The following is a 24,108-nucleotide window of genomic DNA, read 5'->3' as shown; positions in this document are numbered from 1 at the left end:
TAAAAGACAAATCGCATCATGAGTTCCATAATGCGATTTTATTTTCTAAGTTTAGTTTAATTTCTGATTCGTTTTTTGGACAAAATCATTCCATTGCTGATTCAAGTAAGTTATTGCTTTCTTTTTCTCATTGTCGTTCAAAGAAGAATAATTAACCGAATTAAAAACCAGTTTTTTCAATGCTCTCAGATCCAGTTCCCAATACACTATAGCTACCCAGAAATCATAGCTAAGGCCTGTATATCCGTACACTGAAGGATCATCACTATTAATGGAACATTGTACACCATTGCTCAGTAAAACTCTTGCAGGATGATTCCTCAGATCGCTCACATATCCCAAAATCTGATTGCTGAGCGGGCTTACCTCAACCAGTTTATTTTGTTTTCTGATCTGTTCCATTGTTTTTGGGAAATAAATCAGATTCAGGCCATGGCCAATTCTTTTATTGTCCAGAAGAGCGATGTCCAGAACATTTTCATTAAAGATAGAATTGCTTTCTCCGGCGTGAAGGAAAAGAGGCATTTCCATCCCATACTTTTTATTAAGTTCCTTCAGTTTGGTCCAGTTTTTCTCAAAAAAGCTAATACTGTGTCCTGCAGCCTCATCTGCCACAAGGTCAAAACCTGTGATCATATCGGGAAAACTTTTCTTCAACTCGAAAGCCATTTCCAGTTGTTTATCAATATTCTCAGTATCTAAAAATTTAAAGCTGGAATAGATCAACTTCAAGCTGAACTGCGGATCAGACTTCTGTATTTCTTTAACAACATCCTGCAGATCTGTAATGGATGTTTTTAAAGGATATTTTCCATTCTTAAAGTCGTAAAGCTCGTCAAAGATAAATCGGATCTCTACATGCTGAACTTTATCTTTTATGAGTTCCTGAAAGCCTTTCAAATAATATTCCTTAAAGAAAGGACGATAAGGCAGCAGCAGGCTGATTCGTTTAAAACGTTTTTCAAATTCAATCCAATAATCTGTGTAAGAGCAGAGGTTATCCCTTTTCAGGGTAAGAAGCTCCTGTAGCTGTTTTTCAAAACCAGGATCTGAGCTCAGTTTTTTATCCAGACTGACAAATCCGTTCGGAACTTTTCCTTTTTCAAAAAAACCCAGTTGTCCAGTAATGAATTGGTCATTGTCTTTCTGATCGTACACATAACATTCCTGGTATTTTCTGGCAGCTGAAATAACCCATTTTACATCTGTTATCCCTCCACTGTGGGTATGCAGCAAACCTCCTTTCGGCATCGTCTGAAATATTTCAAACAGCTTACTCTTCTCTATCATTGGTTTTATTTCAGTGAAAGAACTGTTATATAACGATACTTTTTTCGCTTCTGTTTCGCTGATAAACTGCTTACGAATCTGGAATATTTTTTTATCCAAAGCTATTTCGGCATCAGACAATTGCAGGTCAGCATCAAATGCTAAGGCTTCATTTCCCTGCTTTTCCTGCAGCCAGTTCTCTTGATAGGCTGTTTTTTCAACTGTTTTATTTTGACCCCAAAATAGAGGTGCTCCCAGAAGTGTTATATAAGTAAGGTATTTTTTCATCATAGATTATAATATTATATTGGAAGGGTGTCCGTTAAAAGTAGCTTGTTACAGCAAAAATTGTGCAGAATAGAGCTGTTTTAAAAATAATATTAATTTTTCTGTTAAAAACCTTCAATAGTGCTTTAAAACTGAACTTTCGTTTTTTTACGGGAATCTGACAGATAATAATGCCATAGTATCATTGATGCGACTGATCTTAAGGGGGCCCATTGTTTTGTCATTTCAAGGATTTCCTCTCTGCCCATCTTGGGAGAAAGGTTTTTCAAGCGTTTTAAAGCATTGACAGCTGCCAGGTCACCAATAGGAAAAATATCTGTTCTTTGAAGCGTGAACATTAAGTACACATCAATAGTCCAATTACCGATTCCTTTAAGTTGAATTAATGTTTTGCGAACCTCATCATTAGGCATTTCCGGCATTTTCTCAAGATTAATTTCTCCATTAATCATTGCTTGTGCCAGCCCTCTGATATAAATCGTTTTCTGGCGGCTTACATAGCAGGCTCTCATTTCTTCATCGCTGAGCGCAAGAATCTGCTCCGGAGTGATGGTCTTTGTTTTTTCTATTAACTGCCGTAAAGCTGCCAAAGCCGATGCTAAAGAGACCTGCTGTTCCAGAATAATATGAACAAGCGTTTCAAAAGTATTTTCCCGTGTCCACATTGGTGGATATCCATGAGTATCTAAAATTAATTTTAAATCAGGATCCCGGTTTGCTAAATAATTGCACAATTCATGGAAGTTTTCTGAATGGAAAACCTCTGTCGTAATTGCTGAGGTTTCAGAATCTGTTTTTTTATTCATCGTTCCTTTTTTCATTAAAATAAAGAAGGCATTGCATATCCTCTTTCCAGATCCAGAAGTATCAATTTATTTTTTAATCCTCCTGCAAAACCGGTCAGTTTTCCCGATACTCCAATGATTCTGTGACAGGGAACAATGATGGATACTGGATTTTTGTTTAAAGCTCCCCCTACAGCACGAACGGCTTTCACATCACCCAGGATTTTTGCAAGTTCTCCGTATGTTTTTGTTATACCGTATGGAACTTTTAATAAAGCGGTCCAAACTTTAACCTGAAAATCGGTTCCTTTAAAATCAAGAGGTACGGTAAAAATGGTTCTTTTATTTTCAAAATATTCTTTAAGCTCTTTCTCTGCCTGCAAAATAATGGGATGCTCTTCTGTTTTCACAGGAGCAGAAAGCTTTGTTCTTGTGTAGTCTTCACCTTCCCAGATGATCGCAACAAGTCCTTTATCAGAAGCAATCACTTTGATCAGTCCCACAGGAGACAAAACATCTTTATAAACCAATTCATCAGGATCTTTCATTATGTTTTTATAATTTTTTTACTGCGTTCACTTACAGGTTCAGAGCCTGGTAATACTTGCAGCATAACGCCTACCATAACCAGGCAAATCAATATACAAATAATTCCGAAGTGGTAAGCAGTCTGCCAGCTTTCTTTTGAAAAATAGAAAAATACTCCCCCAATAACACTTACTCCTAATGCAGAAGCGGTCTGCTGAAAAGTGGAATAAATTCCTGCTGCGCCTCCCGCATATTGAGAAGGAACATTTTTAAGGGCAATATTCAATAATGAAGGAAGCACAAGACCATTTCCAAATCCCCATGCTGCCATTAATCCTATTACCAATCCGTTACTGATTCCCGGTTTCCAAAGGGTCATCTGAAGATAAAATGCTATAAACAGAATAAGGACGCCTACCTGCAATACTCTCTTTCCATATTTTATAATCAGACGGGAAGCCATTACAGAAGAAACGACAAATAAAATCCCCGGAGCGATAAAATACAACCCGGAATCAAGGGCTGAAATGCCAAGCCCATTCTGGAGATACACCGCACTCAATAATAAATAGGCGGTATGCAGCATAAAGTGAAATAAAACGGCCGTTAATCCGATATTAAAATCTTTTATTTTAAATAATCTAACATCAATCAAGGGGTTTCCGCTTCTGCTTAGCTTCATTCTTTGATTATAAATGAAAATAACAAACAGCATAAAAGACAGTCCCAACAGTCCGAAACTCCACAACGGCCATCCAGCCTCCCGCCCCTGAATCAAAGGATAGATAAGGGAAAACAGAGCCAATGTGAGAATGAGTATTCCGGTATAATCAAATTTTGTACTTTCATGTCTGGGGGTTTCAGTAACGTATTTGTGTGTGGCCCAAAGTGTAATGATTCCTATTGGAAGATTGATAAAGAAAACCAGCCTCCAGCCTTCTATCACCCAATGTGTATCTGATAAATAGCCCCCCAGCACCTGCCCTATCGCAGCGGCTGTACCCAAAGTAATTCCGTATAATCCAAATGCTTTTGCCCGTTCTTTGGTATCTGTAAAAAGCACCTGAATGAATGCTATTGTCTGCGGAACCATAAATGAAGCGCTTAATCCCTGAAAAAATCTTGTAACGTTCAATTGGAATGCTGATTGTGACAATCCACATAAACAGGATGCTACGGTAAAGGCAAACATTCCCCAAAAGAAAACTTTTTTCCTTCCGAAGTGGTCTCCAGCCCTGCCTCCTGTAATCAGAAAAGCAGCATACCCGAGAAGATATCCGGCAATCACGAACTGCATTTCGCCATCGGTGGCATGAATTCCTTTTTTAATCGTGGGTATTGCGATATTGATAATAAATACATCGATAACGGAAAGTAAGGGAGCAGCCAGAACAATGATCAGTTCCAGCCATTTATTGGTTGTGGGTTTCATTTTAAATCAGTTTTTGAATAATTTTTTTTGCAGATTGTATTTCATCCGGCTTTTTAAAAACAGAAGCGGTGACAATGGAGCCTTCCAGCATGACATAAATTGTTTCTGTTAATTCTTCATCTGTAAGAGTCTTTTTGTGACCGGAATTCATAACAAGAGTCCTGATAAAATTTTTGCTGTGAACTTTTGTAGCCTGAATCTCTGCTAAAACCCTGGGATCGCTTGTTCCTGCTTCATCATTGGCTTTGATAAACGGACAGCCTCCATACTGCCTGATTTCCTGCCGTTTGGTATGGTGATCAAAAATAGCCAGCAGTTTTTCCTTCGGATCACTCACTTCGCTAACGCTTGCTTCAAGCCTGCTAAACCAAAGCTGATGCATGCGCTGGATATAGGCGACCAATAGATCTGTCTTTGTTTCAAAATGTTTATACAAAGATGCTTTTGCAATATCAGATTCACTGATGATCTGATTAATACCTGTATTACTATACCCTTGCTCGTAGAATAGTTTTTCTGCGGTATCTAAAATTTTGTCAATGACAACCTGTCCTCTCTGTTTCATGAAGCAAAGGTATGTAATAAATAGACAAAGTTGTCTATTTATTGTTTTAGCTTTTCTCTATCTGCTTTATTGATTTTGTCTTCTTTGATCTTAAAAAACCCCAGCATCATTTAAAAAATAAATGATGCTGGGGTTCTATATTTATCATAAAAGTGTCATATTTCCTATTTACTGAAAGGAAGTTCTAAACTCCAGTGGAGAAAGAAGTGTTTTACTTTTAAAGAGTTTTGTAAACGACTGTGGGTGCTCAAAACCTAATTCATAAGCGATTTCACTTACAGATAAATCTGTGGTAGAGAGTTTTTCTTTAGCCTTTTCAATCAGTTTTTCATGGATCAACTGCTGAGTGCTTTGGCCCGTAAGCGTTGTTAATAAACGGCTAAGATAATTGGGAGATATCCCAAGTTCATTGGCAACAAACTGAACCGTAGGCAATCCTTTTGAAACCAAATCATTATCACTAAAATAATGATCCAATAAGGACTCTAAGCGGTTAAGAATAGTATGATGGGTAATTTTTCTGGTAATAAACTGCCGTTCATAAAACCTTTCGGAGTAATTGAGTAATGTTTCAATATGGGAAATGATAATATTCTGGCTGAACTTATCAATCACAGCATGGTATTCCTGCTCAATATTTTCTATAATCCGATTGATGGTAAGCTCTTCTTTTTTTGAAAGAAACAAAGCTTCATTCACGGAATAATCAAAAAAGTCATATTGTTTGATCGTTTTAGCGAGCGATGTTCCCCACAGAAAATCAGGGTGAATCAGGAGCATCCAACCGGATTGTTTTTCCTGGGGACCTGCTTCCGCTTCAATTCTGAAAACCTGATTGGGCGAAATGAAAAATAGGGTTCCTTCATCAAAATCATACTCCTGCTGGCCGTATTTTAACTTACCATTGATTCCTATTTTTAAAGAAATCTGATAAAAATCCAGCATCCAGTTGACCTCTCCAATATCTGAAGGCCGCTTTACATCTTTATAGTCGATCACACTGATCAGCGGATGCTCGGGAGGTGGCAGCCCTCTTGAACGGTGAAATTCTGTGATACTCTTTATTCTTTTTGTAACCCGTCGTTCCATGTCTATAAAATTACAAATTGTTTTTACAGGACACCTTATTATTTCCCTTATCAGCATTAGAAGTTCAATTAACAGAAAAAATCAAAGGTTTTTAAAACTTGTGTGAACGTACTCTACACAAAATATTCTCTTAAGCTTACTTAAGTGTGTATATCTTTTGTGACTTTTGTGGTTCACTATTTACTTTTCATCATGATGATAAGCAGCAGCAAATTCCTTTGCAAAATCTACCAGTTTTACTTTTCCTAAAACAGGCTGATGCTGATAATAGTCTTCATAGAGAATTCCGCTTCCCTGAGCTGCCTGAGTTTCTACAAAACCTCTCGCTACCTGTTCATTGAAACCGATATTAAGCCAGTTTTTTAATAATTCTTCATCTGAAATCACCTTCCACTCTAAATCCGGTTTACCGATAGATTCTCCCAGCGCTTTCGTAATTTCATCAGGAGAAACCTCATCACTGGCTACATAGCGCACTTCCCTTTCTACAAATGGTTTCTCCATTTCTTCAGCGACAACATCTGCAATATCCAATGGAGAAACCCAGGGCTCTTTTTGATCTCCCCCCCAATTGGAAATAATTGCTCCTTTGTTTTTTATCGTATTAATGAACGAAAACATATTGAAGTAAATACCGACAGGCCGAATGAATTTAATCACAACATCATAAGCCAATTGTCTCAAAATCTGTTCTACATGATAATGAAATACAATAATACCTGTCCCTTTATCTGTATGGGCTCCAATACTGCTGAGGTGGATAATCTTCTTCACTCCCGAACGTTCCACGGCAGTTTTGTAATTTTGTCCAATTCTACTGATTTCTCCGATAAAATCAATGTTTTTATCAAACATATCACCTGCCGCTTCCATTGTTTCCATTAAATAGACAATATCCGCTCCTGTAAATGTTTCTGTGAGAAAGTCTACATCAAACATACTTCCTATAGCGGCTTTTGCACCCAACGCTCTGATAGAACCTGCCCGTTCTTCATTACTGCTAATCACCGTTACTGAATGTCCTTTTTGTATAAGTTCTTTGGTAAGCGGTTTTCCGATGTTCCCGATGGAACCAGTTAAAACAATATTCATTTCTTTAATTTTTTGTTGATGTAAAATTCCGAAATGTACCTAAAAGAGACTTCGCCGAATCTATCTTCTTCTTAACCAAAAGAAGAATGTGAGCGGATACCAGGATAAAGCTCTTAATCCCTACTCTTATCATTCTTCATGCTATAAAATAAATTAAAAGTCTACAAAATCAATAGACTTATTGTGTTAATTTTAATTCACCGTGAAAAAGGTTCTTTTTTATAATTTTTTAACATTTTCTAACTCAACTACAACCTATTGTTTTTCAGGTAAATAAATCAATAAAAATATCTTTTATTTTATTAACCTACTAATTTAGTAGACTAATATGATTTATCTCATACTCCTCTTTAATCCTGATTTACCAATTATTAAATAATTTTGACCCAGTTAAAAAAAACATAAACTTTATTCTCATGAATAAGAATACCTTTAATTCTTACTATTGCACCCTTCTGACGGCAGCTCCTGTACAGCATCAATGTTCTGTAGTGTCATGCCATTCACAGCACAACTGTATTTCTCAAAATATGTGCTTTGATATGATGTGCAAAATAATGATGTCATAGCTTTCTAAAAGATACATTCATTACTGTAGGAATTAAAGCCAAAGTCAAGGCTTATTTAATCCGGGTACATCTCCTGTAAATTTTAATATTTTATTTCTTACCACCTCCCTGAAAAAGGAGGCAGGAAATCTCATTTTTTCTTACAGAGATCAACAGTAATACACAGTTCAATTTTAACCCTAGATTAATATATAATGAAAAAGAAACAATGCAAACTTGGTGTATTGGCCTTACTCCTATTCGCGGAATATGGTTTTGCACAAAGTAAAGACAGCCTTTCCAAGGAAACCTCCATAAAAGAAGTCGTGGTGGTAGCTTTTGGAAAGCAGAAAAAAGAAGAAATCACAGGATCTGTACAGTCATTGAAGGCCAAAGACCTTTCTAATCTTCAGAACGGAAATATCCTTCAGGGAATTGGAGGAAAAGTAGCAGGGGTACAGGTGATTTCCTCCGGACAACCGGGCTCCCAGCCCACCATCAGAATGAGAGGAATAGGTTCTATCAATGCATCCAGTGACCCGCTAATTGTACTGGATGGTATTCCGTACAGCGGAAACCTGAACAGTATTGCGTCATCGGATATTGAAAGTATTTCATTTCTTGAAGATGCTTCATCAAATGCTTTATATGGTTCCAGAGGGGCTAACGGAGTTATTATTGTCAATACAAAAAGAGGTAAAAACAAAGGGTTGAGTATTGAAGCAGATGTAAGAACCGGGGTCAATTTCAGATCTATTGAAGACTATTCAGTCTATACCTCTCCACAGGATTATTATACCGCCTATTACAACAGAGCCAGAATTGGTGAGATTGCAAGACTGAAACAACCGGGCGCTGTTCCTTCCGGCCCTAGTCCCCATGATGTAGGACTTGCCGCACTAAACAAACTGGGATATGATGCTTATAATATACCATTCAACCAGCTGATTTCAAAAGATGGATCTTTCAATCCTGATGCCAAATTATTATACCAGGACAACTGGAAAAAACTGCTTTTCAGACCGGCTTTGAGAAGAGAAGCGACTGTAGGTATCAATGCCAATAGTGATCAGGTAAAATCATATACTTCCCTTAATTATCTGGATGATAAAGGATATTTAATTTCTTCAGGTTTTGAACGATTCGGGATCAGATCGAATGTAGACTATTCTATTACTTCAAAATTGAAGCTGACAAGTGCTTTATCTTATACTTACAGCAAGCAGGATTTTGGGGAAACGGGAGGCTTTTCTAATCCTTTCCAGTTTGCCAGAAATATTGCTCCTTTTTATCCTGTCTTTCTTAGAGATGATAACTATCAGAGGCTTTATGACAATAATGGAAATGCCTTATACGACTATGGAGACGGTCAGGGACCCAACGGAGCTACAAGATCTTATGCCGTTTTTGAAAACCCTGTCGGGAACCTTCAAAAAGACAAGTCTCAGATCATAAGTAATATTACCAACCTTAACCTTGGTTTAAATTACGAAATCATCAAAGGACTAGATTTCACTTATAACTTTGGTGCTTATCTCGAAAATACCAGAAACCTGCAGTTCGGAAATACCGAAGGAGGAACTTCATCTTCTGTAGGCGGTACCATTTCACAAGGGTCTAATTTTAAATATACACTGAACCATCAGCAATTGCTTACTTATCAGAAAAAGTTGGGAAGTCACAGCTTTAATATTCTGGTTGGGCACGAACTGAATAAGATAAAAGACGATGGGTTTTCAGGATCAAAACAGCAGCTTTTATTACCCAATTCTCAATCTTTTGACAATGCCGTGAAGATTACCGACTTATCAGGAAGCGGATATGAATATGCTGTAGAAGGATATTTTACGAGATTACTGTATAATTATGACGGGAAATATTTCTTTAATGCCAATATCCGTAGAGACGGTTCTTCAGTCTTTTCTCCGGAAAGCAGATGGGGAAATTTCTATGGACTGGGACTGGCATGGAATATTGCAAAAGAAGATTTCCTTAAAGACAACACTGTCATTAATTCTTTAAAATTAAAAGCTTCTTACGGACAGCAGGGAAATGACAACATTCTTCTGAGTGGTTCCAGCAGAGATTATTATGCTTATCAGGATATCTACGGAATTAATAATTTCGGGGATGACAAACCAGTTCTATCTCTTAAAAAGCAGGGAAATAAAGACTTAAAATGGGAAACTTCCAAAAACCTGAATGCCGGTTTTGAAATCTCGCTTTTAAAAAACAGAATAAACTTGAATGCAGATTATTTTGAAAGGAAAGTATCGGATATGATCTATACCCTTCCTCTTCCTCCATCCAATGCAGGTTATTATGTAAAATACGGAAACATTGGAGATATGACGAACAGAGGTGTTCAGGCTAATATAAGTGTAGATATTCTTCGTGGTGATGAGTTCCAGTGGAGTATTTATGCCAATGCCACACATTATAAGAATAAGATCACCCGATTGCCAGCCGAACAAAGAAATACAGGTTTAGTTTCCGGATTGTTTATTCTGGCAGAAGGAGGAGACCGGTACACTTATTTCCTTAAGGAATTTGCCGGGGTAAATCCTGACAATGGTGACGCTCTATGGTACCGTACCTCTATAAATCCTGTCACTCAGAAAGAGGAAAGAACAGTGACCAACAATTATAAGGAAGCTACAGACTATAACACCGGAAAATCAGCTATTCCGAAGGTATATGGTGGATTCGGAACCGATTTTAGCTATCAGAGATTCAATCTGGCTGTGAATTTTGCATATCAATTTGGCGGATATGGTTATGATGATGTATACAGAAGTTTATTCCATTCTGACAGCTATGGTTCTAACTATTCTACAGATCTTGATAAAACATGGACTCCAGAAAATCCAACTGCCGCTTTACCAAGGGTAGATCTTAATGCAACCAATCAAAACGGAAACTCTACGCTTTATCTGATCAAATCAGATTATATCAGTCTTCAGGATATAACCCTTTCCTATCAGCTTCCTGATGGTTTTGCACAACAAGCAGGTTTATCAGGACTTAAAATTTATGTAACGGGAAACAACCTGTATCTGTGGTCTAAAAGAAAAGGATACGATCCAAGAACCTCGTTGACAGGAGTTTCGGATTCATATCGATATTCTCTGTTGTCCAGTGTTTCTTTAGGCTTTAAACTTAACTTTTAAAAGAATGCAATGAAAAAAATAAAATACTTTATAGCAGCGGCAGCCATAGGCTTTATTACTGCCAGCTGTGCCAATGATCTCAATACCTTACCGGAAGGTGATATTTCCGGTGAACAGCTGAATAACGACTCTTCTACTCCGGAAAAAATTCTGGGCGGCGTATATCTTGACCTTCGCAGTAATGGGGCCGGTGGTACTACCGTTCATTCAGATTTCGGAATCATGGGGGTCAAAGCAGGAGCTGACCTGATGTCCAATGATGTCATCCAGTCTACCAACCAGCATTTGGGAATGTTTTATAATTATGAGGCAACCAATGCCAGCAATATCGCTTCTGAGATTGTATGGACTACTTTTTATGCAAGAATATTTGTGATCAACAAGCTGCTTGATGATTTAAATAAAAATGCCAATGCAAAGAACAGAGCAATCGCAGGACAGCTGCTTGCTTTGAGGGCTTATTCCTACTTTTATCTGGTTCGTTTCTATGCTAATGATTATAATGGTCATCAGTCTGAACCGGGACTTCCATTGGTTCTTACAGCAGCCAATCCAAGCCAGGGTTTACCAAGATCAACGGTTTCTGAAGTATATGTACAAATCAAAAAAGATATTGAAGAGTCTATTGGTCTTTTAGATACATATGCGCGCCCATCCAGAGCCCAGATAGATCAAAGAACCGCCAAAGCCATTGCAGCTGAGGTATTTTTGCAAACCGGAGATTACGCAAAAGCAATTAAATACGCTGAAGAAAGTAAGCAGGGCGTTGCCCTTATGACGGAGGACGATTATACCTCTACCGGATTTTCCAACATCAATAATCCTGAGGTTATATGGGGTTTTCATAATACAATTTCCACGATGAGTATCGGAAATTATTATGCTTCATTCTTCTCCATGTTTGATAATACCAACGAAGGATATGCCGGTGCTGCACAGATCCGTAAGCTGATTGACAAACGTCTTTATGAAGCGATCCCGGCAACAGATTACCGTAAAAAAGTATTCAACGGCAGTCAGAATGCCGCTTATACTTTTAACGGAAAAACAAAAAATTATCCGCCTTACGTAAGCTGGAAGTTCAAAGATCCTACCCTTTTTGAAGGAGATTATATTTACATCAGAGCTTCCTCATTGTATTATATACAAGCAGAAGCCCTTGCCAGACAGGGAAGAGAAACGGAAGCAAGACAGGTATTATTCGACATTACATCGAAAAGAGATAAGGCCTACACGCTGTCTACAAAATCAGGCAATGAGCTGATCAATGAAATTGTCCTGCAAAAAAGGATAGAACTTTGGGGTGAAGGCTATGCATGGTTTGATATGAAAAGATTAAATACTCCTTTAGAAAGAGTATACACACGAACGAATCACACTTTTGGAAGGTTTAACCTGACACCAGATAAATTCCGATTCCAGATTCCAAATAAAGAGATTAATAATAACCCACAAATCAAGCAGAATGAGTAGATAAACCAAAAACAATTTTACATTCAAATATATTCAGTGACGAGGCGCCATTTACTTGTAAATGGTGCCTTTTTTATTGATTAAGGTAAGGTGCTGATATTTTTTTGACTTTCACTTGCTAAAAATCTTTGATTTTTTCGCGCCTTAAAATTATACATAGAATTAAAAAAACTTGCGCCTTTGCGATTTCCAATATAACCTGTTACTCTTTATGTTTTTTTGGAAAATCGCAAAGGCGCAAAATGCTATTAAAAGCCTGCTGCAAGGCGCAAAGATTTTATCTGCGATAAAATTGAATACTGCTTATTTCCAAGTCTCTTGCAAATTATTTATTTTATAACAATATCAGATTTGTAATTGTCTTTTACCAGCTCACCGTTTTTATACAGCCGCTGGTTGATTACCTTCCCTTTTTCATTAAAATAAAGCCACAAAGCATTTTTTCTTCCTAAAGAATCCAGGCGCCCCATTTCTTTCGGCATTTTATTATTGTGAAGAATCTGTACTGGAAACAATCCTTTCAGGTCTTTCAACGAATCCATTTTTTCGGGAATCAGTTCAGATTCATTGCCAATTTTGAATATATATTGATTTCCTTTGCCGCTTTTTAAAATCAGTTCATCCCCTGAAACCTCATATTTTCCGTCTGAAAAAGGAGCTGTCATAATCTGGTCATAACTTACATGCTCCGTTTTTAAAAATTCAAAAGTTCCATTTTTGATATAAAGAGAATATTCTCCGTTCCCAGATTGCAGCTCAACATATTTCGGATATTCTTTATCTTTTTTACAGGAAATAATGGAGACAAGAAGTATAGAAAGGCTAATAATTTTAATTTTCATGGAAACTAATTTATTAAAATATTTAGAATAAAAGGAAATACATATATTTGGAATCTTTTTCATTCCCACATCCCAGTTTTCAAGCAATAAAAAATAAACAATGACCAAAACAAAATTACTTTTCACAGGTGTATTTTCTACCTTGTTATCTATTACTGCAGCAGCGCAGAAAAAAAACACTTATACTCATAAAATCGACAGCATTATAACAGCTTCCAATCCTTTACCATTCAACGGGGTTGTTTTGGTTGCCCAGAAAGGGAAAATACAATATCTGAAATCTAATGGCTACAGAGATTTTGAAAAGAAGGTTTCTTTAAAAACAGATGACCAGTTTGAAATCATGTCAAATTCAAAGCAGATCACCGCGGTGCTGATTTTACAGGCTGCTGAACAGGGAAAACTCAACCTTCATATTCCTATAAAAAAATACCTGCCCTCACTTACACAGACCTGGGCAGATACGGTTACAATACATCACCTTCTGAATCATACTCACGGTATTACAGATATAAATAAACCTACCGCTTTCAAAACCGGTTCCCAATTCAAATATGGTAATCTTTCTTATAGGCTGTTGGGAGAAATTCTTAAAAACACGACCGGAAAAACCTTCACAGAATTGGCCAACTCTCTTTTCAAAAAGCTAAAAATGGATCAAACATTTGTTTACAATACCAAGAATAAGCAGGCTCTTGTTCCCGGCTATATGAACAAAAACAATCAGTTTGAAAAAGTGAAAGAATCATTTCTGAATGATGATTTAGCTCCTGCTGCAGGTGTCATCTCTACGGTACAGGATCTCGCAAAGTGGGACCAGGCACTATTCAAAGGAAAACTTCTCTCTCCGGAGTTTCAAAAACAGATGCTGACCCCTTCTACAACCTCTCAGCACAATGTCTTTGGAAAAGAAAGTATGGGATTCGGATATAATGTGAGATTTATCAAAGAAGCGGGCTTAGATTATTTTGCTGTAACGGGTCTTGGTGACGGATTCACCTGCCTTAATGCCTACTTTCCTTCTACAGATACCACTTTGATTATCCTCGAAAACCAGATGCCTGAAAAAAGTGAATATTGGAGCTTTAAGGAAGCATCAATCAAGAATGTAGTCCTGAAAGCGATTACCTTTAAGTAAATCAAGAAATCATTCTATAAAGCATCTGTCAGAGATCTTAAAACATACTGCCATCAATTTTATCTCAGATAAAATCCTTGCGCCTTACAACAGATATTTTATACTATTTTGCGCCTTTGCGTTTTCAAAAAAAATATAAAGAGTAACAGGTTTAATTGGAAAATGCAAAGGCGCAAGTCTTTTTTTGATCTTACATTTTTTAAGGCGCAAAAAAATCAAAGATTTTTAGCAAGAATAATACCTTTTCAAAACTTTTGTTTTAATTATAGAGAAGGGTTTTTCTATTACAAATCTGTAGAATAAGCCCCCCAGAATACAAGCGAAAAGACACAGAAGAAGGCTTATGTTATCTGACGTTTCAAGTTTAAAATAATGGAGAGATTCCTGTACCATATGAATAATCCCTTTATGTGAAAGGTAAACAGCATAGGATAAAGCTGCCAGCTGAGCGGTAATAGATGACCTCGATCTGTATAGGAAGGATGATTTTGAAATTGCTGCCATAAGGATTATTCCATAGCTTACCGCCACCATTGTAAATCCCAATACAGAAGCTGTTTTGGAAGCCTGTTCATTGCATACCCAAAATGAGATTCCCAACAGCATGATTCCAAGAAAGAAAAGTTTATTTCCATTCGCTTCAACCATTTTTTTAAATACTGATGAATACTGCATAAGATAGCCGATCAAAACTCCTATCCCAAGTCCGTCCAGCCTTGTATGTGTGGGATAATATATTTTCATGTACCATAATTTCCAGAAATCTGAGGAGGCGGTATCTGCTTCTGTGATCAATTCATTCCATGCCATCAATCTGGCCATTAAAGAAAATCCGATAACCGCTATGATCACCAATCCCAGATATTTAAATAATCTGGTTGGCAGTACTGTTACAAGCACCAAAGGAAGGATAAGATAAAACTGTTCTTCGATACACAATGACCATGCATGGGAAAATGTACCCCGGTTGATGACATCCAGCCCGTAATTTTGTGTGAAAGTCAAAAACTTCCATAAAGGGGATAAAGATTCCCGTTCCCTGAAAAAAGGAAGCGTAAAATAGAGAAATACGGTAAAAAAATAAGGAGGTATGATCCTGAAAAACCGTTTTATATAGAATTCTTTCAAACTGATTCCACCCTTGTTTTCTATCTCTTTAAACAGCTGCCCTGAAATCAGAAAACCACTTAAAACAAAGAAGAGATCCACTCCCGTCCAGCCAAATCCCCCGATACTGTCGATCCAGTCAGGATGTTTAAATGCGCGGTAATGGTACATCAATACAAGTACAATAGCAGCAGCTCTCAGATGATCCAATCCGTAAAGTCTTTCAGAACGTTCTGTCATTATTTTTTATGCAAATGTTGACAATTTCCAGTATACTTTCTGATGAAGAGTTTAGACGACACGATATCTAACATCAATAGCAAAATTTGCCATCTGTATCATGAATAATGCTGTCTGCCATTAATTTCAAGCATTTAACATCACTTTTCCATAATGTCACTTAAGATTTTATATTTTTGATGATGATGAAAACTCCGTCAGAAATCCAGCTCAGACCAAACGTTTATTTCCAGTTATTCTTCTGGACGGCTTTATTTTTATTCGGAACCGCAAAAATGTATGGAGAATATGATGGTGGAATTTTTAAAGAAGTGTTGATTTACAACTTTTGCCACTGGATTTTTCAGATTATAGGAGCCAATTTCATCTATTTTATCCTGATCCGGCATTTTTTTGACAGGAAAAGGTATATAGAATTTTCGCTGTATCTTATTATCAGTCTTTACCTTATCTCTGTCATCAATAGGTTTTTTCTTGTTTATATTGCAGAACCACTCTTCACCAATGAAGTCAAAGACAGCATATTCGATATTTTTACTGATATCCCCTATCTTTTAATGCACTATACATTCACGATTATCAGTGGCGCATTTATTTTTATTTCCATCATGTTTTTCATACGGTATAAGGATGAAAAGGAACATACTATCAAATTGCAAAAAGAAAAAACAGAACTGGAATTACAATCTCTCAAATCTCAGCTCAATCCCCATTTTCTCTTTAACACTTTGAATAATATTTATTCTCTGTCAATGAGCCATTCTGACAAGACTTCACAATCTATCAGCCAGCTTTCAGATATTCTGGATTATATTTTGTACAAAGGGCAGAAAAAATGGGTGCCTGTTTCCGATGAGCTGGCGATTATTGATCATTATATTGCGCTGGAAAGTCTTCGCTACCATGATGAAAGATTAAAAATAGATAAGCATATTGTTCTCAACTCACAGAATACTATTCCACCACTGTTGTATCTTACTTTGGTAGAAAATGCTTTTAAACATGGGGCAGGGAAAAGTTCAGGAACCACAGCAATAAAGATTGAATTGGAAACCCATACCCAATATTCTGTTTTTAAAATTGAAAATACATTCCCCGGTCATCAGCCCGAACATGAAAGAGGAATTGGACTGCAAAATATAAAAAGACAACTGGAATATCACTATCAGGGAAATTTTACTTTCCAAATCTCACAGGAAAACAATATTTTTAAAGTTGAAATAACCACTCCTCCACATTATGATTAATTGTATCATTGTAGATGACGAACCGCTGGCAGCGTCATTACTTGAAAACCATATCTCAAAGATTGACGATTTAAAACTGATTGGAAAAGCTGAAAATGCAATGCAGGCTTATAAAATATTGCAACATCAGACGATAGATCTTATGTTTCTGGATATTCAGATGCCTGATTTGAATGGAATAGATTTTTTAAAATCACTGCCCCAAAAGCCCAAGACCATCTTCACCACAGCCCATCGGGATTTTGCCATTGAGGGTTTTGAACTGGAAGCAGTAGATTATCTTCTGAAACCAATTACTTTTGAACGTTTTTTCAAAGCGGTAGAACGTATTCTGAGAAACTCAGCTGAACAGAAAGAAGACTTTATCATTATCAAAACAACAGGAATGCAGCGGAAAATATCCCTTTCGGAAATTCTTTATTTTGAAAGTCAGGGAAATGATATCAAAGTGGTGCTGGCCAACCAGGAAAGTTTTATTTCAAAAACTAAGATAACAGATCTTGAAACGACCTTGTCCGGCAAGGATTTCATAAGAATCCACCGGTCTTTTATCATTAACGCTCAATTCGTTACTGCATTCAGTAATCATGAGGTTCTGCTTGGAAGTCATCAAATTCCTGTGGGGAGAAGTTATAAAAATGAATTTGATACTTTTATCGCTATTATTTCTAAGCGTTCTATCAATACCTAAAAGAATATTTTTCACAATCTTCTAAAATTTAATTGGTTACATTTGGATATACTGAAAGCAAATACAACAAATTGTTGAAAAGTTCCGAATTATAAAACCATGAAATATGAAAAACAGATTCTTTATTCCCTTATTTTCAACCTTATTATGCTGTTTAGTATGGACTAACACTTTCGCACAATCAAAATCTTATACACCAGTCTCTCAGGAGCTCTACAATACCATTATGAAAAAGGACAGCATTCTTTTTAGCGCTGCCAACTCAGGAAATATTGAAAACCTTAAAACATTTTTCACTGAAAATCTTGAGTTCTTCCATGATGTTGGCGGCCTTGCAAACTATAAAGAAACTATTGATAATTTTACCAGGGTAGCTAAAAACTATGCATATACCCGAAGAGTTTTAGTTCCTGGATCAGTGGAAGTATATCCTATTAAAGAGTATGGAGCCATACAAACCGGGACACATCAATTTTGCCGTCTGGAAAATGGTTCCCTGATCAATTGTGGAACATTCAAATTTGTTCATATATGGAAACAAACCCCAGATGGATGGAAAATCTCAAGAGTGATCAGCTATGGACATTAAAATAATTAAATTTTATTTCTATTTAAAAAATTACTCACTATATATCAGCAGATTAAGATAAAAAATCACTCCAATCAATAATTTTAACATTTGTTAAAGCAGCAACACCCTTACAATATAAAACACTGTAAATAAACAGATTACAACCAAATTCACATACAATGATTTGCATAGCATTATTACAGCAACCTGTATGGATATTAAAAAAAATAGTTATTTTTGCTCCAATTGAATAAAATTGCTTTTTACGCTTTTTTATTAGTAAATTTATGTGCACCAAGTTGTAAAATATTAAAATTCATTTCATGAGAAAAATAATTCTACTTATTACATGTATGTTCGGTATTTCGGTTTTCTCACAGATAAAAGTGTTGAAAAATGAAAGTTTGGTGGAAATTGGTAAAGATAATTCCGTTGGTCTCTATAAAAAGGAAGATAAATTTACAGTCAACTACCAGGATCTGAATACCAGCAACCTGAATACGATCCGATCTTTTTCATTCCAGAATCTCAATGGGGATGTCACGGGGTTATTTAAACTTATTATAGATGGTTTTATCTCTACTCCGGATGAGAATATTGTATTGGAACTTCCCAATGATATCATCGAGCTTCATTATGAAAAGAATTATGGACAGCAGACCGTACAGTTTATCCAGGTCATCAACAAAAACCGAAAATATATAGGGAAATCACAGTTTTTGAACCAAAAACAAGTGGAGAAAATTTTTGGAAGAACCAATGGAAAGTATGCGATGTATGAAAAGCCTTCAGCCGTAAGCCCAACGGCGAATAAAGGAGCTTCTAATACTGCTTCTAACGCTACTCCCACAACAGGGGGAGCCAAGAAAAAATCAAGAAAATAAGTATATTTTATAAATATTGCGAAACTCATTCCATCGGATGAGTTTTTTTATTTTATTTTTGCAGAAAGACATTATAACTTATGCCGCTTCAGATAATCAATTTAACCAAAAAATTTGGGGAGCAGACTGCCCTTGACAATATCAACATTTCTATTGATCAAAATGAAATCATCGGACTTCTTGGCCCCAACGGTGCCGGAAAATCTACCTTGATGAAATCTATTGTCGGAGCACTGAAAATTGACCAGGGAGAGATCATTTTCAACGGTTTGAATATCTCTGATCACGAGATTGAAAGCAAAAAGAAAATAGGCTTCCTTCCTGAAAACAATCCTCTTTATCTGGAAATGTATGTGAAAGAATACCTTCAGTTCGTCGCCAATATTCACAAAATCTCTGCATCCAGAGTAGATGAGGTAATAGAACTGGTAGGAATTACTCCTGAAAAATCTAAGAAGATCGGGCAATTATCTAAAGGGTACAAACAACGTGTAGGACTTGCACAGGCGATTATTCATCAGCCGGATTTACTGATTCTGGATGAACCTACGAACGGTCTGGATCCTAATCAGATCATTGAAATCCGTAATGTCGTAAAAGAAATTGGTCAGCAAAAAACTGTTTTATTATCTACTCACATCATGCAGGAAGTAGAAGCGCTTTGTTCAAGAGTGATCCTTATCCATAAAGGGAATATTCTTCAGGACTGCCCTATTAATGAGTTTAAAGGTAAGTTTGAAAGCCTGGAAGATGCTTTTGCTAGTTATACCGCATAAAAAATATGAAATCGCCCGAAATTTTTTCGGGCGATTTTTTTAATTTTTAATGATATATCCTACTGGTACTTTCATGTGTAAAATCTCATACTTTTTATAGTGGACCCAGAATTTATTTCTGTTATGAAAATCCTGGTTCATGTATATCGTATCTTTTTGCGGCATAAGCACTATATAAATATTCTTGTCAAGGGTTCTTATTTTCTCACTTACAACAGTAATATTTGACAATTCTCTTTTTGAAAAAGATAAATTACTCTGCTCGATTTTCGAAGTCTTTATATTCTCTATAAGCTCATTCTTAATCAAATGATCGCGTACTCTATCCATTAACATAAGTGAAATAAAACTAAAAAGAGTAACTAGCAAGGCTCTAGATTCTTTTTTAAAAATCTTACAATAAGTATAAATAAGGAAGGAAATAATAAAACTAATAATTAGAAGTGCAATAATTGACTGAACTATATAAATCATTACTAAAATTTATTGCTTAATTTTTCTAAAATTAAGAATTGTTATCCGGTTTTTCTTCAATTACAGAAACCGTTTCCACATTTTTCTTCTGAACCTGTTCCAGCAGTTGAAGTCCCAGAAGTCCGCTGATTCCGCCATTTGCAGAATCTCCGCTTCCCCCGATAAGAACATCAGGCATTATTTTCACATTTTGTGAAGCTATATTTTCCATTATTTTCAATTGGGTAAAATTATTGCCGCCCATGGCTTCCACTGATAATTTATAAGACTCCGCATTGGACTTACCGATGGCAAGAATTTTTTCCGCTTCTGCATTACCGGTTAATGAAATTTGTTCAGCACTTGCTTTTGCCAGCAATTCTATCTTTTCAGCTTCGGCTTTGGCGAGAAGTCTCGTTTTCTCGGCTTCACCTGTTGCTAAAAGCTGCAATCTATCTCCTTCGGCATTCGCCTGTAGTCTCACGGAATTGGCATCTCCCGTTGCCTTTTTCACCGAAGCATCTGCAATTCTTTCCGCAATTAAAACTCCCTGATCTGCCTTTACAATTTCCTTCTGCATATCAGCAACAGCCGTCTCTTTTTCCAGCGCCTGACGCGTTTCCTGAGCCAGCATTTCAGTTTCATAAGTAATTTTCTGTTCCTCTGCCAATTTTCTGTCCGTTAAAGTTTTCATTAAACTTTCAGGAGGAACAATCGCTCCAATTAAAGTATCAACTGCATTTACATTATATTGTTCCAAAACACTGCTGATATGGTCTTTTGCCGATTGCTGTCTTTCTTTTCGGGTTCCCAAAAATGCAATCACATCACTATCCTGCGCAGAGTTTCTGAAATAATTTCCAATCGTTGGCTCTAAAACCTGGCTGACAAGATTGATCATATTTCCAAAACGGGCAATCACCTTTGGAGCTTCATACGTAGGAATATGAATGATTTGCGAAACATCAAGATTGAAAGGAAAACCGTCTTTACTTCGTACCGTAATGGTTGAAAGATTTTTATCGAGCTGGTGAGATTCTATTCTTTCAAAAGCCCAGTTCAATACTAAATTGGTGGTAGGAACAAGTTCAACCTTCATAATATAAGGGTTAATCGGATATTTCCCGGGACCAATAGGTTCGGCCCAAACGCCTTTACGCCCTTTTTCAACAATATTTCCATGCTTAAAATCAACTCCGCTCAAATCTTTTCCTTCTTCTCCCACATAGCTGATAATTACTCCAACATGGCCAATCGGAATTTCCGTCATTTTCACCATTTCAACTTTTGTAAACCATGGATTTAAGAAGTAAGAACCCGCCAGGATCACCTGCTCCTGAAGACCTTTGTAGCCGCCATTATTTAAAAAAGTATCAACATCCTGAAACTTATTATGGTCATTGATAATTTTACCTGCAATCTGACCTTCTTCTAAAGGACTTCCCTCCATTGTCGTGATAACTCCTACTGCATTATCAGGAATCTGAGTCATATCCGTTAATTCTATTTCAAACAACAACGTATTGATTCTGTAAGATCCCGGTGCAATAATCGCAGTTTGGCGACCTTTTCGCCCTCCGTTTCTTAAAAAAGCTTCAGCATCCTGAAAAGAATCACAGTCGACTTTTCTAGCTAAAATCCTTCCTGTTTCTAATTCTGCACCATCTTTAGCTAATAATAATCCTATTTTACCGGTCGGGATCACTATAAAAGGCTGAAAATCGATAGAATACTGCCATATCCATTTTCTGAAATAAACCCCTGGAGCTAATGTCTGAGCCTGAAAACCAGCTTCTCCATTGGTTGCGATAATTCTTCCTTCCGGAAGTTCCTGCTTACCCACCAGTACGAATTTTTTGGTAACTAAACCGATTCTGTCCTGAGGCACAATGATTAATCCAAAGAAAATTCTCAAAATAAATTTGTAAAAAATTACGCACAAAAGTGCAATTACGGCCGGAATCATCCAGCCATGAAAAGCTAATTCCATAGTTTGTTTGTTTTGTTTTTGATTAAATTTGAAAACAGGGATTGTGCTCTGGTTCTTCGGAATACGAAAAAACAGAGTAAGAATTATATGATAATTCTTTCGAAAAAATTAAGAAGTTATAGGAGGAGATGTATTAAAAATCGTGAAGATGATTTCTGATACTTTTAATAGAAAAAACTTAAAGTTAATTAGTTTCATTTTGATAATAAAGGAACGAGATCCTTTGATGGTACAAATGTACATAAGAAAAGTATTCACTTGTTTCAGAATCTGGCAATATTTCACAAATAAAACGATAATTAATTGAAAATCAGATCTATTATTTTCTAAAACCAAACATTTTGTGACCTCAAACGTCTCTTTACCAGCCTTATACTTCTTCTTTACAATTGAAAAATGGCGCTATATTTGATAGAGTCTGAAATGTTAACCAATAACCATTTAATATGATAAAGCATATTTTATTAGGAACCTTCTGCTTAGCTCAGTTTTCTTTCGTGGCTGCTAAAGAAGTTCCGAACCCGAAAACAGATCATTTTATAACCTCTTCTGCCCTTCAGCAGGTCCCTAAGACGGTTATTATTAAAACTAAAAAGTTTAAGATCAGAATCGACAAGCAGCCCAACGGCAAATACCTTTACCAATCATGGAATGCCAATGCAAAGATTACAGCAAAACCTAGCATGATCATCAGCGATGGTGAACTGATTCCTGATGGTTCAGGAGGGAATTATTATATTGCTTTCAACAATGAAGGTCACAGTTACCAGATCTGGAGAAATTACCTTACAGATTCTGCGAAAAAAGCACCTTATACATTGGTGGTAAACGATGCTAATGATCGTGAAATCGTGCGTCAGGATGGATATGTCGTTAAAAATTAAGTATAAAGGTGGGAAGAGGGAGGATTGAAGATGGAAGTTATTATTGTCTTTCTATAACTATCATTTAAGAACTCAAAATTACTTTCCTTTCTTATAAAATAAAAATCCCGCACTGGTGCGGGATTTTTTATGTTCCGGATTGTCTTAATTCTGTAAATAGACTGCTCTCTTCATAGCTTTCTTTGGCTGCCTTGTAACCAATATTGAAAATCTCTTCCAGTTTGTCTTTTCTGCGTTCAAAAGTTCCGTAGGCAGCTAGTTTCTGGGAAGAAATAAACCAGTCACAGTAGTCAAATTTTATTTTTTCAATTCTGTAGGAAAGAAGGTCATAAGAACGGGAAACAATGGCTTTGATTGAGTTCAGATCTTTGATCTTAGCTTCATTGGGTGGAGATACAAATACACCGATCAGCTTATCACAATCATCCCGGATGATATCAGCAGGAAAATTGTTCAGCACTCCTCCATCACAATACATTTCCTCACCAATAATGTAGGGAGTCGTTATTCCGGGAATGGAGCATGAAGCAATGATGGCATCAACGATCTCAAAATCTTTGTCAAAAATCTTCTGGGTTCCGGCAACGAGTTCTGTTGCTACAATTTTCACTTCTATATCCAGATCTCCTAGTTTCATTTCATGAAAAATAGGTTTCAGATAGTTTCTGAATATGATTGAAGAAACGAGTCCCGGCTGATTGAATGTAAAGTGTTTCCAGTTGAAAAAATAGATGGAATTAAAAAATTCCAGAATTTCTTCCGGCGTTTTTCCGATGGCATGAAGACAGCCTACAATAGATCCGGCACTACAGCAGGAAAGAATATCAACCTCAATATGTTTTTCCTGTAAGAATTTTAATACTCCTGCATGAGCGATTCCTTTGGTACCGCCACCCGATAAAACAAGTCCTACTCTCTCCGAATTCATTGAATAAATGTAAGGAAACAGCCCGAGATAATGAGATTAATTTTTATAAATATGTTGATTTTAAAATTATTTTAATAAAATCTATAATATTCCGTCAAAAAATTCACTACAAAAAATC

General features: G+C 36.5%; 20 protein-coding genes. 9 read left to right on the top strand and 11 right to left on the bottom strand.

The window, feature by feature from the left end; genetic code table 11:
- Nucleotides 1-51: 51 nt before the first annotated feature.
- From C1634_RS05705 to C1634_RS05675, 7 genes are all read right to left on the bottom strand, one after another.
- Nucleotides 52-1,560: an amidohydrolase family protein gene (locus tag C1634_RS05705; protein WP_103233370.1), complete on the bottom strand. Its 1,509-nt coding sequence runs from the start codon at nucleotides 1,558-1,560 to the stop codon at nucleotides 52-54.
- 122 nt (nucleotides 1,561-1,682) lie between these two features.
- Entirely contained in the window at nucleotides 1,683-2,363 is a 681-nt protein-coding gene (locus tag C1634_RS05700) for a DNA-3-methyladenine glycosylase family protein (RefSeq protein ID WP_103233373.1), read from the bottom strand.
- A gap of 14 nt (nucleotides 2,364-2,377) precedes the next feature.
- Nucleotides 2,378-2,890 (bottom strand): methylated-DNA--[protein]-cysteine S-methyltransferase, encoded by a 513-nt coding sequence (locus tag C1634_RS05695; RefSeq protein ID WP_103233369.1) that lies wholly within the window; start codon nucleotides 2,888-2,890, stop codon nucleotides 2,378-2,380.
- A complete protein-coding gene (locus tag C1634_RS05690; protein ID WP_109738026.1) occupies nucleotides 2,890-4,302 on the bottom strand; it encodes an MFS transporter in 1,413 nt (470 codons plus the stop codon). The genes C1634_RS05695 and C1634_RS05690 overlap by 1 nt, the downstream gene beginning before the upstream one ends.
- A 1-nt stretch (nucleotide 4,303) precedes the next feature.
- Nucleotides 4,304-4,867 (bottom strand): TetR/AcrR family transcriptional regulator, encoded by a 564-nt coding sequence (locus C1634_RS05685; RefSeq protein WP_103233367.1) that lies wholly within the window; start codon nucleotides 4,865-4,867, stop codon nucleotides 4,304-4,306.
- Nucleotides 4,868-5,035: 168 nt separating this feature from the next.
- Nucleotides 5,036-5,956, bottom strand: coding sequence for an AraC family transcriptional regulator (locus tag C1634_RS05680; RefSeq protein WP_103233366.1), 921 nt, complete (start codon nucleotides 5,954-5,956; stop codon nucleotides 5,036-5,038).
- Nucleotides 5,957-6,136: 180 nt separating this feature from the next.
- Entirely contained in the window at nucleotides 6,137-7,048 is a 912-nt protein-coding gene (locus C1634_RS05675) for an SDR family oxidoreductase (RefSeq protein ID WP_109738025.1), read from the bottom strand.
- Nucleotides 7,049-7,811: 763 nt separating this feature from the next.
- Between C1634_RS05675 and C1634_RS05670 the strand changes: the two genes are divergently transcribed.
- Together C1634_RS05670 and C1634_RS05665 are read left to right on the top strand one after the other, a co-directional pair.
- Nucleotides 7,812-10,766: a SusC/RagA family TonB-linked outer membrane protein gene (locus C1634_RS05670; protein ID WP_103233364.1), complete on the top strand. Its 2,955-nt coding sequence runs from the start codon at nucleotides 7,812-7,814 to the stop codon at nucleotides 10,764-10,766.
- A gap of 9 nt (nucleotides 10,767-10,775) precedes the next feature.
- Entirely contained in the window at nucleotides 10,776-12,239 is a 1,464-nt protein-coding gene (locus tag C1634_RS05665) for a RagB/SusD family nutrient uptake outer membrane protein (RefSeq protein WP_103233363.1), read from the top strand.
- A gap of 329 nt (nucleotides 12,240-12,568) precedes the next feature.
- On the opposite strand, the gene C1634_RS05660 is transcribed toward C1634_RS05665, so the two are convergent.
- A complete protein-coding gene (locus C1634_RS05660; protein ID WP_123921386.1) occupies nucleotides 12,569-13,081 on the bottom strand; it encodes a hypothetical protein in 513 nt (170 codons plus the stop codon).
- Nucleotides 13,082-13,181: 100 nt separating this feature from the next.
- Between C1634_RS05660 and C1634_RS05655 the strand changes: the two genes are divergently transcribed.
- A complete protein-coding gene (locus C1634_RS05655; RefSeq protein ID WP_103234603.1) occupies nucleotides 13,182-14,219 on the top strand; it encodes a serine hydrolase domain-containing protein in 1,038 nt (345 codons plus the stop codon).
- A 225-nt stretch (nucleotides 14,220-14,444) separates the two neighbouring features.
- On the opposite strand, the gene C1634_RS05650 is transcribed toward C1634_RS05655, so the two are convergent.
- Entirely contained in the window at nucleotides 14,445-15,566 is a 1,122-nt protein-coding gene (locus C1634_RS05650) for an acyltransferase family protein (RefSeq protein WP_109738023.1), read from the bottom strand.
- Nucleotides 15,567-15,751: 185 nt separating this feature from the next.
- Between C1634_RS05650 and C1634_RS05645 the strand changes: the two genes are divergently transcribed.
- From C1634_RS05645 to C1634_RS05625, 5 genes are all read left to right on the top strand, one after another.
- Nucleotides 15,752-16,813, top strand: a complete 1,062-nt coding sequence (locus tag C1634_RS05645; protein ID WP_228409995.1) for a sensor histidine kinase — start codon at nucleotides 15,752-15,754, stop codon at nucleotides 16,811-16,813.
- Nucleotides 16,806-17,504, top strand: a complete 699-nt coding sequence (locus C1634_RS05640; protein WP_103234601.1) for a LytR/AlgR family response regulator transcription factor — start codon at nucleotides 16,806-16,808, stop codon at nucleotides 17,502-17,504. The genes C1634_RS05645 and C1634_RS05640 overlap by 8 nt, the downstream gene beginning before the upstream one ends.
- Nucleotides 17,505-17,610: 106 nt before the next feature.
- Entirely contained in the window at nucleotides 17,611-18,093 is a 483-nt protein-coding gene (locus C1634_RS05635) for a nuclear transport factor 2 family protein (protein WP_103234600.1), read from the top strand.
- Between the two features lie 305 nt (nucleotides 18,094-18,398).
- Nucleotides 18,399-18,959 (top strand): hypothetical protein, encoded by a 561-nt coding sequence (locus tag C1634_RS05630; protein ID WP_103234599.1) that lies wholly within the window; start codon nucleotides 18,399-18,401, stop codon nucleotides 18,957-18,959.
- 80 nt (nucleotides 18,960-19,039) lie between these two features.
- The gene (locus tag C1634_RS05625; protein ID WP_103234598.1) at nucleotides 19,040-19,735 is read left to right on the top strand and encodes an ABC transporter ATP-binding protein; all 696 of its coding nucleotides are present in this window, start codon (nucleotides 19,040-19,042) and stop codon (nucleotides 19,733-19,735) included.
- A 505-nt stretch (nucleotides 19,736-20,240) separates the two neighbouring features.
- Here C1634_RS05625 and C1634_RS05615 read toward each other — a convergent pair.
- On the bottom strand, nucleotides 20,241-22,178 hold the full coding sequence (locus C1634_RS05615) for an SPFH domain-containing protein (protein ID WP_109738022.1): 1,938 nt from the start codon (nucleotides 22,176-22,178) through the stop codon (nucleotides 20,241-20,243).
- Between the two features lie 446 nt (nucleotides 22,179-22,624).
- Between C1634_RS05615 and C1634_RS05610 the strand changes: the two genes are divergently transcribed.
- Nucleotides 22,625-23,062 (top strand): hypothetical protein, encoded by a 438-nt coding sequence (locus tag C1634_RS05610; protein WP_103233331.1) that lies wholly within the window; start codon nucleotides 22,625-22,627, stop codon nucleotides 23,060-23,062.
- Between the two features lie 127 nt (nucleotides 23,063-23,189).
- On the opposite strand, the gene C1634_RS05605 is transcribed toward C1634_RS05610, so the two are convergent.
- A complete protein-coding gene (locus C1634_RS05605; protein WP_103233332.1) occupies nucleotides 23,190-23,990 on the bottom strand; it encodes a patatin-like phospholipase family protein in 801 nt (266 codons plus the stop codon).
- Nucleotides 23,991-24,108 lie beyond the last annotated feature (118 nt).

Origin of the sequence: Chryseobacterium viscerum, assembly GCF_002899945.2 — a bacterium.
Taxonomy (GTDB): domain Bacteria; phylum Bacteroidota; class Bacteroidia; order Flavobacteriales; family Weeksellaceae; genus Chryseobacterium; species Chryseobacterium viscerum.
This window is presented reverse-complemented; position numbering and strand designations above follow the sequence as displayed.